Annotated in this window: 9 protein-coding genes; 5 read left to right on the top strand and 4 right to left on the bottom strand. The window is 53.5% G+C overall.

Going from position 1 to position 14,781, the window contains the following annotated elements; all coding sequences use genetic code 11:
* Positions 1-277 precede the first annotated feature (277 nt).
* Together Pla144_RS03105 and Pla144_RS03100 are read left to right on the top strand one after the other, a co-directional pair.
* Positions 278-1,882: a PEP-CTERM sorting domain-containing protein gene (locus Pla144_RS03105; RefSeq protein ID WP_146447843.1), complete on the top strand. Its 1,605-nt coding sequence runs from the start codon at positions 278-280 to the stop codon at positions 1,880-1,882.
* Between the two features lie 78 nt (positions 1,883-1,960).
* Entirely contained in the window at positions 1,961-3,136 is a 1,176-nt protein-coding gene (locus Pla144_RS03100) for an ABC transporter substrate-binding protein (protein WP_146447842.1), read from the top strand.
* A gap of 101 nt (positions 3,137-3,237) precedes the next feature.
* Here Pla144_RS03100 and Pla144_RS03095 read toward each other — a convergent pair whose 3' ends face one another.
* The 4 genes from Pla144_RS03095 to Pla144_RS03080 form a co-directional block, all read right to left on the bottom strand.
* Positions 3,238-4,077, bottom strand: a complete 840-nt coding sequence (locus Pla144_RS03095) for an EcsC family protein (RefSeq protein ID WP_146447841.1) — start codon at positions 4,075-4,077, stop codon at positions 3,238-3,240.
* Positions 4,078-4,179: 102 nt separating this feature from the next.
* Positions 4,180-5,526 (bottom strand): HNH endonuclease, encoded by a 1,347-nt coding sequence (locus tag Pla144_RS03090; RefSeq protein ID WP_146447840.1) that lies wholly within the window; start codon positions 5,524-5,526, stop codon positions 4,180-4,182.
* Between the two features lie 268 nt (positions 5,527-5,794).
* On the bottom strand, positions 5,795-6,406 hold the full coding sequence (locus tag Pla144_RS03085) for a hypothetical protein (protein ID WP_197530350.1): 612 nt from the start codon (positions 6,404-6,406) through the stop codon (positions 5,795-5,797).
* 323 nt (positions 6,407-6,729) lie between these two features.
* The gene (locus tag Pla144_RS03080) at positions 6,730-10,206 is read right to left on the bottom strand and encodes a hypothetical protein (protein WP_231936135.1); all 3,477 of its coding nucleotides are present in this window, start codon (positions 10,204-10,206) and stop codon (positions 6,730-6,732) included.
* A gap of 586 nt (positions 10,207-10,792) precedes the next feature.
* Between Pla144_RS03080 and Pla144_RS03075 the strand changes: the two genes are divergently transcribed.
* The 3 genes from Pla144_RS03075 (at position 10,793) to Pla144_RS03065 (ending at position 14,724) form a co-directional block, all read left to right on the top strand.
* Positions 10,793-11,536, top strand: a complete 744-nt coding sequence (locus tag Pla144_RS03075) for an SDR family oxidoreductase (RefSeq protein ID WP_146447838.1) — start codon at positions 10,793-10,795, stop codon at positions 11,534-11,536.
* Positions 11,537-11,590: 54 nt separating this feature from the next.
* Positions 11,591-12,283, top strand: coding sequence for a class I SAM-dependent methyltransferase (locus tag Pla144_RS03070; RefSeq protein WP_146447837.1), 693 nt, complete (start codon positions 11,591-11,593; stop codon positions 12,281-12,283).
* Between the two features lie 170 nt (positions 12,284-12,453).
* On the top strand, positions 12,454-14,724 hold the full coding sequence (locus Pla144_RS03065; protein WP_146447836.1) for a DUF11 domain-containing protein: 2,271 nt from the start codon (positions 12,454-12,456) through the stop codon (positions 14,722-14,724).
* Positions 14,725-14,781 lie beyond the last annotated feature (57 nt).

Genomic DNA, 14,781 nt, shown 5'->3' with positions numbered 1-14,781 from the left:
TTGGTGAACTTCCGTCGACCAAATCATACTGAGGGCGAATCTACTAGAGGAAACCTGCCGCGGATTGTCTTTACCGAACAGCGTTTTTTCGCACAATTGGCGAAAGATTGCAAGTAAACACTTGAGCTGCGAGCTATCCGGGTATATTAGTGTGAGGGAAGAATCTGCAATCGCACCATTGGCGATTGCTGCGGAACGGCGATTGACTTGGCCAAGAAGGGGAGGGGCGACCTGGGTTCATTCTGCTCGAACTGCGAAGCATGGGAGGTGAATTGTCATGCGGACACTCTTATCCAGAAGCGTTTCTTTTTTTAGTCTGTCTCTGTTTCTTGCCGTGGGGCATGTTCAGGGATTGCAAACCGTCTGGGTCGACTTCGACACCTTCACTACCCCGGAGATTCCTGGCGAAGAAGATGACTACGAATACAGCCCCGCTGAGCGCGGTATGGTCCTGGGGATTTTGCACGAGATATTTCGCACCTCTCCAGCTGATCCCCTGGGAGGCGCTTTTGGGATCGATTTCTTGGATACGGCTCCCCCACCGTTTACCTCGACGTTGGTCAAAGTGAATGCAGGGCTGGGGCATGCTGAGAAGATTGACTTCCGCAATCTGGACGATGACGACGATGTCACGATTCATCCGGTGAAGTTGCTCAAGTCGTTTGTCGGACTGCCCCGCGCTCCAGAATTCGGTGGGGGTGCTTGGACTGAGGTAGAACTACTCACCAGCCCCAACATCGCGATGGCGACTGCTAATCTAGCCGCCCATGAATTGGGGCACTCCTTCGGGTTGAGACATCACGATTCGTTCACACCGATTGGCAGTGGGATTGGTGTATCGGGGGACAAGTATGTACCGACTTATCTGGGCGGGACGGGAACGGCAGCCTCGTTTCACATCATGGGGCTCAATTCGGCAGTGGCACTCAGCGCGGAGAACTTGATCACACCGTCGTGGATCAGTCCTCGCTCGGCTGTCAAACTGATGATCAACAAAATCGAGGATGAAATCGGGGATAATCCCCTACTGTCGTTTGAGGCGGATTATCCTGGCGGAGATGTACCAGACGGACCCAGTGCTGGAACACCTGCTATTCCAATAATGCCGTTGTCACTACCCAATACAACTCGCCCCCCCGATCCCTTTGGGATCAATCCAGCATCGCCATATGATCCGGCCAACGGTCCCGAGATGTTTCCAGGCTTTGCTGGCGTCGTCGTCGGAAGACTGGAAGACAAGTCGGCCATGGAAACTGTCGACGTTGACTATTACTCCTTCTTTGGACCGGCGGGGGCGAAGGTGACCGTGGAAGTTATTTCGGAGATACTTTCGCTGGGGGATGGTCGATTTACCGATCCGGTGGATCCTCACCTTGAGCTACTCGACTCGACCCTCGCACCGCTGCCTTATCCTGCGGCCTCGGTGGTGGGGATGGCTGCCTTGAACGACGACCAATTCGAGAGCACAGACAGTATTCTGTTTGACGTGGTTTTGCCTTACTCGGGCGAATACTTCATTGAAATTCGACCGGCCATGAAACCGGAGGGAACTGACGTGGCTGGAGACTACGAGTTATTGGTCTCGGCTGTCGCAGAGATCCCAGCAGGTAGTTTGGCCGCGGATTTCGACGACGACGGCGATGTCGATGGGGAGGATCTGATAGATTGGCAAATGGCGTATGGGTCTGATGCATCGGCGGATGCCGATGATGATGGTGACAGCGACGGCCACGATTTTCTGATCTGGCAGATCCAGCACGGGGCTAGTGTCCCGCTTACCGATGCTTTGACGAGTGTGCCGGAGCCAAGCAGCGAGATCTCAATGTTAGTTGGAGCGTTGGTACTTGTAAGTCGACGACGGGTACAGAAAACCAGTCGCTAGTTGGTAGTGATTGTTGCGGTGCAGGCTGATTGGTCCCAGTGACGGGGAATCAAAGAGTATCCAACGGAGAGATAACACATGTTTTTTCGACTTTCTTTAGGTTTGCTTCCAGCGTTGTTCTTGAGCGGAGTGATCGGTGTGGCGGTCCCATTCAATTCACATTGTTATGCGGATGAGTCGCTTGTCCTGGGAGCTTTATACAACAGCAGCGGGACACAAGCTGGCTTGGACATTCCTTCGTCTCAAGGTGCTCGGCTCGCTGTTGAACAGGCCAATCGAAATGGCGGCGTGCTCGGTCGACCCGTCGTGCTAGAGATTAGAGACGGTCAAAGCAAGGCAGAGGTCGTCAAAGTCAAGACGTCCGAATTACTTGATGCGACTCCTGAGCCAGTCGCATTGTTCGGTCTCTCGGACACGGACCTTGTGTTGGCTGCAGCGCCATTGGCAGCCCGTAGCAAGCGGGTCTTTCTGACCTCGGGTGCCACGTCCCCGCAGTTACCCGCACAAGTACCCGAATACCTGTTTCTAGCCTGCTTTGGAGACAACGTTCAAGCCAGTGCAGCAGCAGAATGGGCCCATAAGGATCGATCTGCCCGCAGTGCGCTGGTTCTGTTCGATTCGTCGCAGACGTATACACGACTGCTGCAAGGATACTTTCAGGCACGATTCAAACAGCTGGGAGGAGAGGTCGTTGCGCAGCGGAGTTTCACCTCCACTGATTTGAAGCAGTCCCTTGACGATCTGCCCGACGCGGATGTCGTCTTCCTCGCCGCGGAGTCTCCCCATGATATTCGCACGGCCATAAGCATGATTCGCGACGCGGGTTTGACTTGCCCCATCATCGGAGGCGACTCGTTCGACTCGGAAGGCCTGTGGAACAAAAGTTCCGATGTTGACGAAGTCTATTTCACGACTCATGCGTATCTCGGCGAGGACAACCAGAATCCTCGGGTAATCGCTTTTCGCAGGCAGTATGTCGAAGCGTATCCCGACTCAGTTCCGGATGCGTTTGCGGCTCTGGGGTATGATGCCGCGCGTCTCCTGATGGAATCAATCGAGCGGGCGAAGAGCGCCGATCCTGAAGAGGTTCGCCGAGCTTTGGCTGACATCCGGCAATTTGATGGAGTGACAGGCACCATGAGTTATCCGAAAGGGAGTCGCATCCCATCGAAGTCAGTGAGCCTGATTGGCGTGAGCGGCGGCAAGCTCCATCTCGTCGCAGAAATCCTGCCGAAGCGAGTGCCTCCGCACTGACCAATTTGTAGCACACTGGTTTCCAGAACCCGCAATTCCAATGCCTTCTGCGGGCTATCCAGGTAATTCAGGTATGGCAGTGGCTGGCTTATGTATAATCATCACACCAGCCGGCGATAGGCCTCGGTGACTGCCGATGAACCGTAGGTGCGCTCCAGGCGGCGAATAGTAAAATGGGCCCGCGCGATGTCTTGGAAGTGGCCGATGAAGTAGGTGTTGATCAATGCCCCGCCCACGGCTCCGATCACGGGGATCGCTTGGGCGGCCATCTTCTCGCTCACTATCAGGCCAAACCGCTTGCCGATCATGTTCAACAGTTGCACCAAGGGCGGAGCGGCACGGTTGGCCAACCCGTGTTGGGCAACGTACTTCGTGGCGTCGGAGATCTGCTTGCCCATCGCGATCCGCACGGCCAGGTATCCAATGTCGGTGTTGTCGTCCTCCGCGGCAGTCTCTTCGCTTGTCTTAACTGCTGGGCCAGGAGCCAGTGCGAGCACCTCCAGACAGGCCAGGCGGGGCTCAAGTTGACTCAAGTCTTCCCCTTGGCTGCGGGCAATGTCGGCCACGCTGCGGAGAATCAGCAGAGTAGAGACGGGTAGTTCCGCCCCCATGGTCAGACCACCCAGCGATCCACCGGCCGCACCGCTGAGTCCCGCCAAAACCTTGTGCGATAACAGACGCGGTTTCGTGGCTAGGTTGTCGTCTTTGCCCAACGAGGTGACGGCCAGATCGAGCCCCTTCTGCAGCGATTTTTCCACAGCACTGTAGATGAGCCGCTCGGCCGAATCAGGCAGCAACTTCATCGACGCCGTGATCGGTGCCCCCACCAGCTCAGTAAGCCGTTCGGCGAGCCCTTGATGTTCGAGGATGTCCTTCGCCTCACGGAGTTCGTCCATGGCGGCGGAAGTGAGTTTGATGGCGGGGGGTTGGGGTTCGGTCATGTTTAGTCCAATAGATTTCTTTACATTTGAGCAGGCTGATAGCTGGATGCCGCCGATCGAATTTACCGCCACCCAAGTTTTCTGACCATCGTCAATCCATATTCAAATCAAATCCGATTTCTTCAAATTGCAATTACGGCAAAGTAGTTGAACGTTCGCGTCAGAGTTACTGCCCCCTTTGGCCACAGGAACGACATGGTCAAATTCCAAATATTCAGTTGCATTGCATTCTGCACAGTGCCCACTATAGCGCTGCCAAACTCGCTGCCGAATATCCCTAGGAATATGGCGAGTACGCCTTTTTTCATCCTGATTCGTAAGTAATTGATTTGCCATGCGTAATGCACATTCAAATATTGCTGAAGGCGATTTACTGCCGTTTTGAATTACAAAGCGTTGCATAGGCCTTCCCCGCAATTGAAGCTTGATGACCGACCCAGGCAAGTCATAGCTTACAATGCTCCCATATGAGAAAGATTCAGAACGAGTCGAGGAACTGAATAGCATTCTTGAATCAGAAATTGTTAGGAATCCTTTGTGGACGTCAGTTGAAGGCCCACTCTTCAACAGCCGCAATCGTTCCCATGTCGCACCATCATGAAAATGTACGAGCTCGCCAGCTTTTAAGCTTACCCCAGAAGGTTGCTTCAGTGAAGGAAGCTTGCCTCGCTTCAACTCCGACAAGAGATGGAACTCTTGGAGCTCGCTAGAAATATACGACTTCACTTCTTTAGGAAGAACAAATCTTTTTAACAACTGATTCAACAATTGCTCTTCTTCGAGCCCTAGTATTTCATCCTGCTTTGCATCAGCAAGTGTATGTTCAATGTATCGTACAGCTTGAGGCTGAATAGTTTTCAATACAATCTCCTGTGGGAGTCCAAGCTTTGCAGCAGTGGCAATCAACTCGTCCAATGAATCGATAGCCGATTGTTCTGCTTCGATTGAAGCCGCAAACACACCATTAAGAAACTGTTCGCCCTCTGTCCGAAAGAACTCCATCATAAACTCGTGCAAAGAGTATCCTGCAGTTTTTGCAATCCAATGCAAATGCGATTCTTCTTCGCTTGAAATAACGCAATCATCCATTGCGATTGCTAATGCTTCCGCAAACCTGGGACGGGCAGCTTCTAGGTTAGCCTTCTTAAGCATAGATTTGGGCAACTCCAGACACTTAGCCACCCAGTTTAAGATTTCCTTTTCCGAAGCTTCCATGCGACCATCTGCCCAAGCTCGCGCAAGATATTTCTCATAGACAGATAGTCTTGCCTCATCCAAATGACTCTGCTTGAAAGATCGATCACCCAACACCTCAGTTAACACAAATGATCGTTTGTGCTTGGCAAGGCCTCCTTGTATCAACTGAGCCAATTCAGTTATTTCAACATCCCTATCAGGATCCGCTATTTCTCGAAAGATGTTTTTAACCCAAGTCTTGAAAACTGCCATGCCGCACCTCGAAAGATTTCTACGACGCTCAATAGTTACCCTGAATAGGCATCATGTGATATTCGACGATAATACATAAACGTATCCGTCAAGAATAGGATCGGTCGATAATATGGGCATCAATGCACGAAGGAGCTGATAAGACAGGCATAAGGGAGAAGAGGCTCAATAGCTACATTTCTTCCACGCCTGTTACTTCTGGCTTGCCCAGCAGTAGTAGCCAGCAGCGGGCAAGACTGGAATGCCGAAGTCATTTTTCGTCATTCCTCTAATAAGTGGCCAAGCCGCTTGCATTGATCAGGCTGGTTATTGCTCCGAGCATGAGCCCTAGAAATGTTACGAGCAGCATAAGATCTCGTAGACTGTACTGCATAGGTGGCTTCGGGTGAACAAGGAATGCCGAGAGGCCCGTTGCTAACGCGAAGGCCCAAGGAGGGAAACTGAACTCGATGTACTCGTTACCTCCCCACGCACTTTTATCGCCGGGCTTCCATAAAATGCCGAGGAATCCCTTGGTTGGTCCACCTCCAGCGTGTGATGCTTTACGAGTTCGGAACTGATAAACCGTGGACGTACCTGTGTAGATGCGTGACTTACATCCATAGAATTCGCCGCGAATCACACCCCGGGAACTGGTAAGTCTCAAAATAGTATAGGCCGTTTGCCTGTTGGCAAAGTCGCTATAAAAATAGCTACGCACCCACAACACTGAGAACAAGATGCACAGTGCCAAGCTGAAACTAGAAATGATGACGCGCAGCCAAAAGAGCATGCTTAATCTTGGCAAGACTTGAAGGAAGGGGCAAGCTACCAGTGGCAACCTAGCTGTGCCAACTGCCGCGCTTTCAGTGCTGGGTATGATTGGGGAAATGCGTTCCATGGGCTTACGCCGCCCGGCTATTGACGATCGCCGCTTTGTGGCTGGGTACACAGAATCTCGGAGGATAGTGCACAATTTTGGCGAAATACCATGGCCAGTTTCGTCCTCGGCAATGGTTTCGCGGGACACGAAGCCGACTTCTCGGACGAATTTTTTGTTTGTGATCGCTACCCAGGGTATCAGCAAGGTACGTGGAACTCACTATGGTGCAACCCTGGGCTACGGTGTGAAACCCCGTTGGGGTATTGGAGATCACAGATTGTGATCTCTAACCTTTGGTGATACGGGTCGGACTTGAGGTCACAGCTTGTGATTTCAAGACGTCAACTCGCTGAACCAAACGAATCCGCGCCGATTGCACCGATTAGCGAAGTGACGTAGGTGGATGCCTTTACTTTTTCGAGCTCTGCCTTTGCAATTGATTCTCGAGACGTGAGGTCCATGCGATTCACGACTTCGATGTTGTGCGGATTCGCATTGAAGTTTCTCAGGTAGTCGACATGCCTGGACCAAAGCTTGATATCACGGTGTTGGCGTGCCTCCAATCGCTTCTGATACCAGTCGCTCTCCAGGAGCGATTTGAGCGTGAACATCTCGCGGATTTCAGGGTCGCGTTCGGTTTTGCCTTCGAACGAACCTTGGGCCATGATTAACAACAAGGCTCGCAAGGGGGGGCATGCGTCTTCGATCGAGCCGTCGTCGAGATACTGCTGGGCCACTTGCTGCTGGGCATCGGTGATGTAAAGCACTCCGTCGGCAAAAGCATCGAGGTCTTGCAGCTCGGGACGCAATATGGATTCATCAAACAGCTTGTTGGGATTATCAAACACGCGGGCGAAGAACCAGCGGACGAATCGATCGGTAATGCGATAACCCAACCTTCCGGCGGGTATCGTTTGGCCGTTGTGCTGGAAATCTTCTACGGGTTCGAGAAGCCTCTTATTGATCAAGTACTCGGGGGTGCGTTCCTCGGCAGTCATTCGACACCACACTTCGGGGATCAGCAGACTAATATCGTGGTCGACGCGTACGTTCGGGCCGATGTGCCCAGCAGCGGTCGAAAATCCGCCCAGTCCCGTCAGGATAAAGCTCACGAGGGCCGCGTTGAGATCGGAAGTCATGCGCAGCGAGTTGAATGGTCCTTTGGTGAGCGCGCCCTCGCTGCCGAATCCGGTCGTCGAAGGACTGCGACCCGTCAGCGACGTGATCAAGTCCATGAACAATTCGGGTAGTTCCTGGTAATGGATCGGATTATAGACGGCCAGCCCCCGAATTCCCTGGGCACGATCGGGCGGATTATTGCGACGCCCCATCAAGACCGCTCCAACGGGCATATAGACGGGTTCATTGTCGGGTACGGCCCGGTAAAGTCGCGTCCCCATCTTGGCTACGTAGCCGTCGATAGGATGCACCAAGTCGGGTCGGATTTGTAAGTAGCGTGGATTGCGGGTCGGCTTGCCATCCACTTGTCGCGGGTTCGCCGAGCAAACCACATAACCGTCTTTCTGCTGCTGCATACCGGTCAGAAGGTCTTGCATCGGCTGGCTGAAAGCGTCGAAATCGACGACGTATTTCGCCATCTCGGAGACTTGGTTGAGAGTGAGCGGTTCGAAGTTTGAAATGAAATTTCCCGGCTGTGAGAGATCGAATTCGGCTTGCTTGTCGAGTCCACGATGGATTGCATCGTCGGGGCGTTGAAAGAAACGATATTCACAGTTGGCGACGAACTTGTAGCTTTCCGCTTCACTGCCTGCAGCAAGATATCGGAGTCGATCGGCGGGAACAACCACCGAAGCGGTAATGTCATCTTCGGCTTGCATCTTCTCCGAAGCGATGAAATCCTGTCGCAGTTTGAAGGTTCGCCAGGCTTGCGGCTCAATGAGTCCAACCTTCAAGTACGATGCGACGAGACTGCGGCCGTGGTATTTCAGCTCATGACCACTCTCTCCATTGATCACGTCCACGCCAAAGTGATCCTGCCATTGGTCGCCCCATTCTGCCCGATAGAAACGCTTTATGATGAAGACCATCGCGTAGACATGAGCCGGGATAGACTTGAGCCAGTTGTTGTACTCCTCGGTGTAATCGGGTGAAGGGGTCAACAGTTTGATAACACTGCCAACCGAACGTTTCGGATCCAGTACGCCACGAGTCGGGACTTGTGTATAGTCGCGCGGGACTTTCCAGCGGTTTTGATAGTTGCGAGCAAAGATGTCGTTGACCAGCTTGGCATCTTCGTCGATGTCGGCAACGAAGAACGGGCCAAAGTGCATGTAGTCGCGGATCGATTTGCTGATCTCGCTCTTTCCGCCACCGCTGACGGTGCAAGGCTTGTGGCACAAAACCCCCTCACCTATGGTGCCGATGAGTCGCCAACTCGGCGCCGCCGGATGCTTTTCCATTCGCAGCCGATACCCGGAGGGTCCCATATACACTTTGCCAGGCAGCAGGGGAATCGAATGCTCGGCGCCCTTGTGCTCCCAGATGATTTGCTGACGAAGGATGTCGGCGCGAGCGTCTTCGCGAACATAGATTAGATCTGGGTATTCTCGATCTTCAGCAAAACCTTCCTTGTGTACCTCGATCCGTGAACCATAGTCTTTGACTACATCGGCAAACGTTCGACCGTTGTAACGAATGCTGTTGAATTGAAACTCGTCACCCAAATTGTAGCTGGCAAACGCGATCGCACCGCCAGCATGTTCTTCTTCGTAGTTGCCCGCAAGATTGGCCGCATAGCTTATCTGAGTTTTCACCTCTTTTTTGCAGTAGCCAAAATAGTTGTCCGAGATCAGCGTGACGATAACTCCTGACGCATCGCGGCAAGTCAGCTTAAACGGTTGACCACCGTTGTAAAGTTCATTTTTATCGCGCCAACACATGTCGTCCCGGCGCTGTCGATCGGTCGCATCGTCGACGTGAGGTAGGCCGACTTCCTGCTTCGTAAGCGTCTCAAGATGCGGCGCGAGAATCACCGCACCGGTGTGGCCGGTCCAATGTTGGACATCCAATCCGGCGTCGTTCTCTGGAACATACGGATCACCAGCATTTCCGAAGATGGACTCGACAAAATCAAGATTGCTGACCAGCGAGCCTGGAGCAAAGAATCGGACTTCCATCGACTTGGCGGGTGTGACTCCTACGACTTCGGGACAAACGATTGGTCGTAGCAACAGCGATACGAAGCAACTCGCTTGGTTTTCTTGCTGAGATGTGAACGGAAGGCGGAGCAATTCGTCAGGGGGTTGAAAGGCGCGTCGTAGCAACTCCGCAAATACGTGTTTGGGAACAGCCCGCTTTTCATAAGGAATTGGCAATCCACCTTCTGCGACGTGAAAGGTACCCTGGGTGGTTCTCTTGTCATGCCTTGGATTATGCAGGACTCCGTTTCGTACCCGAAACGACTGAATAATATCCGAATGGTATTCGTCGCAATCAGCTGGCAAGGCTAATTCGCGAGCCATTCCGTGTCGATCTACGATCAACGTGTGATGAGGCAAACGAATCGGTTCAAGCAGACTTAGGTCGGCCAGATACTTTTCAAGGAAAGACTCAATGCGTGTGTCTACAGGGCAGCGATGATCGGACAACAAGCGTCTTTGCGCCCGATGCTTGTCGAGGAGCCCATGTGCCATCTCGACAAATCGGATGTCACTCGAATCCGCGGCATCGGGTAGCCCGCTGGCGATGAGTTGCAGATTAATATACTGAAGCAGCTGTGGGCGAATTGATGCGATATCGTTCACATCCGACTTAGAAGTTATGCCCAACGAGTTTCTGATATCCAATGACATTGACATGGAATGACGTTCTTTTGAAGTGAAAAAAGCGGCTCAGCTGCCCGATATGCGCGCAGAAATCGCTCAATTCTGTAGCGCAACTGCGCAGAACGAACGCAAATCAGCAGAACTGACCCTCGATTCTGTGTACTGCGAATTCCATTCCTTTGTTCCTACGGTAATTGCGTAGCCGTCAGCTGCGAACACAGTCTGCGCTCAACGACGTGCAACGAGCACAGGATAAACGACCGCTGAGCCTTGGAATTCGCTCCGAATGTGTTGCCGTTTGCTATTCGGAACGATAGAGAATGTACCTTCTCTCTACTCACTCGGTCAACTCTCCGATAGTAAGTCAGAAGCGAGAGGTTTCAGCTGTCAATCAGCAGATTTCGGCCTTATTTACCAATTAGACACAACATTGTCCGATTGGTTCTTGAGAGACTAAAACGGATGGCCAGAACCATCAAAGTGGTCGAATTTTTCAAAAGTCAGTCACTACTTTCTTTTCACAGTGATTTGGTAAGAATTCATATTAGAGACCAGCTAGGCTTTGGAGATCCGAGGTCATCGACCCACTCCTGAACAAGAAATACTCAAAGGATTAAATATGAGCTACCAAATTAAAGACAGCGTCGCCCTGGTTACCGGTGCTAATCGCGGGATTGGCAAAGCGATCGTCGAGGGATTGCTGGATCGCGGGGCAGCGAAAGTTTATGCCGCGGTGCGCAAGCCTTCCTCTGCGGATGAATTAGTCAGTGAATACGGAGGTCGAGTTGTGCCGATCGAGTTTGATCTGGAGAAGCCCGAATCTATCGAAGCCGCGGCCAAAGCTGCCAGTGACGTGACGCTGGTGGTCAACAATGCCGGCGTGCTGCGCGTAGCATCACCACTCGCTGAGGATGCTGTGGACGCACTGAAATTCGAAATGAATGTGAACGTTTACGGGTTGATACGCGTAGCCCAGGCATTTGCGCCGGTTCTGAAGAAAAATGGTGGCGGAGGCTTCGTGCAACTGAATTCGGTTGCGTCTCTGAGGAGCTTTCCAGATTTCGCAACTTATGCGGCTTCAAAAGCCGCTGCCTATTCGATCACTCAGGCCCTCAAGACGATGTTGAGCGATGATGGGATCCAAGTCGTCAGCGTTCATCCGGGTCCGATCGCAACGGATATGGCAAGCAATGCAGGCCTCGACGAGGTCGCAGAGCCACCCTCGCTCGTCGCGGATGCAATTATCGATGCTTTGGCGACAGACAAATTTCACGCGTTTCCTGACTCGATGGCGAAACAAATTGGTGGGGCCTATGAGAGTTTTGCAACGCAAGTCATTGAAGGTTCAACGGCCGAAGCATGAGAGGCACCTAAAGTAATTATGGCGGTAGCCTGGCATCGAGATTAATATATCTGAATGGGCGTTAGTCAGGAGCAAGTTGAAGCGGGGCAGGCTGTCTATACTCGGCGGACGCTCGCGTTGTATGACTGGTTCGTGCTAGGGGTGTCGAATCGATTTGTCTGGCGGTGTCCGACGTGGCGGTTGCTGGAGCACTACGATCGGTATGTCACGGGCAATCATCTGGATGTTGGCGTCGGGACAGGCTACTTTCTTGATCGCTGTCGGTTTACGGAAAGTGAACCGCGGATCGCTCTGTTGGATCTCAATGCAGATGCCTTGGCGTATGCTTCGCAGAGGATCTCCCGGTATCGGCCCGAAGTATACAGATACAATGTGTTAGAACATCCCCCCACGGAGATCGTTGCCGAAATAACTAAGTTTGATTCAGTCGGCATCAACTACTTGTTGCATTGCCTGCCGGGGACGATGGAATCGAAAGCAGTCGTCTTCGACAATCTGCTAGCGGTGATGAACCCGAATGCTGTCTTGTTTGGTGCGACGCTACTGCAGGGCGATGTGCCGCGGAATTTTCTGGCGAAGCGGTTCATGAAGTCGTACAACAGCCAGGGGATCTTTTCGAATACACAAGACACTCTGGAGTGGCTGGAGAAAGAGCTCACCGAGCGGTTTGCAGAGGTGTCGGTTGAGGTGGTGGGATGTGCGGCGGTGTTTACAGCGAGGGGAACTCGCTCCACTCTGCCTCGTTAGATCCGGCTGGCCTGATTGAAGCGATTGTTTGCTAGCAAAATTGCGCATTGGGGTTTGCGTTGGGGCTTGGTTTTGCTACATCTTTGCCGCGCGAGTCTGGCGGTGTGCGCTGGCTCGGCATTCCTCCGCAATCTTTTTGAATCACGCCTGCTTCAATTCGGGGTTCTCCCATGGAAACAACTGTTGTTCGCCGTTCTTTGATTCGTCGCCTTTGGCTGCCTGCCACGGCAGTTCTGGTGGTTGCCGCCGGTTGTGGTGGAGGATTTTGGTATTGGTCCTCAACTGATGCGGCGGAACGAGTGACAACGCGAAGTGCGCCGACGGCTACGGATGAACTAAAGAATCTTTTTGCGGCAGAGAAGCCCGAGCCACCGCAATTGAATCAACAGGCTCAGCAGCTTTTTGGTTCGGCGGATATTCCTACCGGAACCCCAAGTGAAGAATCGCATCCTACAGAAAAGTTTCAGATTGCAACTCCCCAAGCCAGTGAGTTGGGGGATCGATATGCGAGCTATTCTAGCGAGCCACAATTGCCGCCGCTTGAGCCGGAACCAGTCGCAGAGGATGTGACGCGCGGACAGGGGCCTGATTCGAATCCGCTGAGGGCTAGTCAGGAAGTTGCCACCGTGGCTGCCTTTGAAGAAGTCGATGCACAGGCCGCGTTTGACGCGGGTGCACCGGCTCAGGCACAGCAGAATCCGCTCTCGGCAGCGCTGGAACAGGCGCGTCCTTTAGAACCAACGCCTGCTGCTGTGCAAAGTGCTCCGGTGGGATTGCCGCAGGGGAATAACCCGTTTGCGGCCGCTGCTCAGACACAAGCCACACCAGTGAGCGCGGGTCGGTATGAGGCGGCTCAGCCGATGCCGAGTCTACCGCCGGCGGTAGACATGCGGACGGCCGATGCTCCTCCGCGTGGGCCAACTCCCGGGTTTGAGATTATGGAAAATGAATCGGAGTATCCGACACCGGCTGCTCCGCAAAAGAGCAGCGTCGATCTCTCGACAACGGGGATGACGCCGACGCCGGGGTTAGCGACACAACCAGGGACAGGTCGACCTGGCGAGAAACTACTCGAAGGAACTCAGAGTCCTTCGCTAACGATTCAGAAACTTGCCCCGCCGGAGATTCAAGTTGGTAAACGCTGCACGTTTGCAATTCGGGTGCAGAACACCGGACAGCGGACGGCGCAGAATGTACAGATCCATGATGAGGTTCCGCTCGGTACGGAACTGGTCGGCACGGCACCTCGAGCTTCAGTCTCGGGATCTAAGGTCGTGTGGGACTTGGGGACGTTGTCTGTTGGCGAACAACGGACGGTCGAGATGGAATTGATTCCTGCTGAGGAGGGTGAGTTAGGAAGTGTCGCCACGGTGACGCTAGCCGCCCAGGCATCGGCCAAGGCACGTTGCACAAAACCGGAATTGGCACTGCGACTCACCTCGCCGCCGCAGGTACATGTGGGTGAAAAGCACCTGGTACAGATTGAAGTGAGTAATCCTGGCAGTGGTGCGGCGAGTGGGGTAATGCTGCTCGAAACGGTGCCTGCCGGAGTGAGCCACGAGGCAGGGCCGGCGTTGGAATTTGAAATGGGAATCCTGGCTCCTGGCGAGTCGCGGCGGTTGGAGTTGGTGCTAACAGCTGAGCAGGCGGGAAGGATAACAAACACGATGACGGCCCGGGCAGAAGCGGGTTTATCGGTTGAGGCGAGTTGCGATTTCGAGGTGATTGCCCCCGAGTTGCGACTCACGGTCGAAGGGCCGGAACGGAGATTCCTGGAGCGTCCGGCGACGTATCAGGTGAGTATCGACAATCCGGGGACCGCCCCTGCGAAAGAGATTCAGTTGGTGACCCACTTGCCAAAGGGTTTGCAGTTTGTGAGTGCGAACAATCTGGGTGAGTATGACGCGGCACAGCACAGCGTGTTCTGGAGCCTAGCGGAGTTGCCGGCGAATGAGCGCGGGATGGTTGAGTTGGTGGCGCTTCCGGTCGAACCTGGGCAGCACACGCTGCAGATCAGCACGAAAGCCCGCGATGGGTTGACGGATCAGACCGTGAAAGAAGTGACGGTCGAGGGAATCGCGGCACTTATGTTTGAAGTGATCGATCGTGATGACCCGATTGAGGTCGGTGGTGAGGCGAACTATGAAATTCGCGTCATGAACCAGGGATCCAAGGCGGCGGCCAATGTGCAAGTGATAGCGATCATGCCCGCGGGCTTGCGAGCGATTTCTGGAAACGGCAATACGCAAACGAGCGTACAAGGTGACCGCGTGGTGTTCGCGCCGATTCCGTCGCTAGGACCGAAAGCGGAGGCGACATTCAGGATCACAGCACAGGGCGTGCAAGCTGGGGATCAGCGGCTACGCGTGCAGGTAACGACGGACGAAATTCGCGACCCAATCACGAAGGAAGAGAGCACACGGGTTTACTCGGATCACTGAGATTCTGAAATGTGAGACAACTCAACGCCCAGGGTTTACAATCCCTGGGCTTTGAGT

Origin of the sequence: Bythopirellula polymerisocia (assembly GCF_007860015.1) — a bacterium.
GTDB lineage: Bacteria > Planctomycetota > Planctomycetia > Pirellulales > Lacipirellulaceae > Bythopirellula > Bythopirellula polymerisocia.
The sequence above is the reverse complement of the archived record's forward strand: the minus strand, read 5'-3'. Positions and strand labels throughout refer to the sequence as shown.

Bases quoted from the DNA above. Each gene is read 5' to 3' on its own strand.
- Pla144_RS03105 (WP_146447843.1), top strand. From the start codon at position 278: ATGCGGACACTCTTATCCAGAAGCGTTTCTTTTTTTAGTCTGTCTCTG.
- Pla144_RS03100 (WP_146447842.1), top strand. From the start codon at position 1,961: ATGTTTTTTCGACTTTCTTTAGGTTTGCTTCCAGCGTTGTTCTTGAGC.
- Pla144_RS03095 (WP_146447841.1), bottom strand. From the start codon at position 4,077: ATGACCGAACCCCAACCCCCCGCCATCAAACTCACTTCCGCCGCCATG.
- Pla144_RS03090 (WP_146447840.1), bottom strand. From the start codon at position 5,526: ATGGCAGTTTTCAAGACTTGGGTTAAAAACATCTTTCGAGAAATAGCG.
- Pla144_RS03085 (WP_197530350.1), bottom strand. From the start codon at position 6,406: ATGGAACGCATTTCCCCAATCATACCCAGCACTGAAAGCGCGGCAGTT.
- Pla144_RS03080 (WP_231936135.1), bottom strand. From the start codon at position 10,206: ATGTCAATGTCATTGGATATCAGAAACTCGTTGGGCATAACTTCTAAG.
- Pla144_RS03075 (WP_146447838.1), top strand. From the start codon at position 10,793: ATGAGCTACCAAATTAAAGACAGCGTCGCCCTGGTTACCGGTGCTAAT.
- Pla144_RS03070 (WP_146447837.1), top strand. From the start codon at position 11,591: ATGGGCGTTAGTCAGGAGCAAGTTGAAGCGGGGCAGGCTGTCTATACT.
- Pla144_RS03065 (WP_146447836.1), top strand. From the start codon at position 12,454: ATGGAAACAACTGTTGTTCGCCGTTCTTTGATTCGTCGCCTTTGGCTG.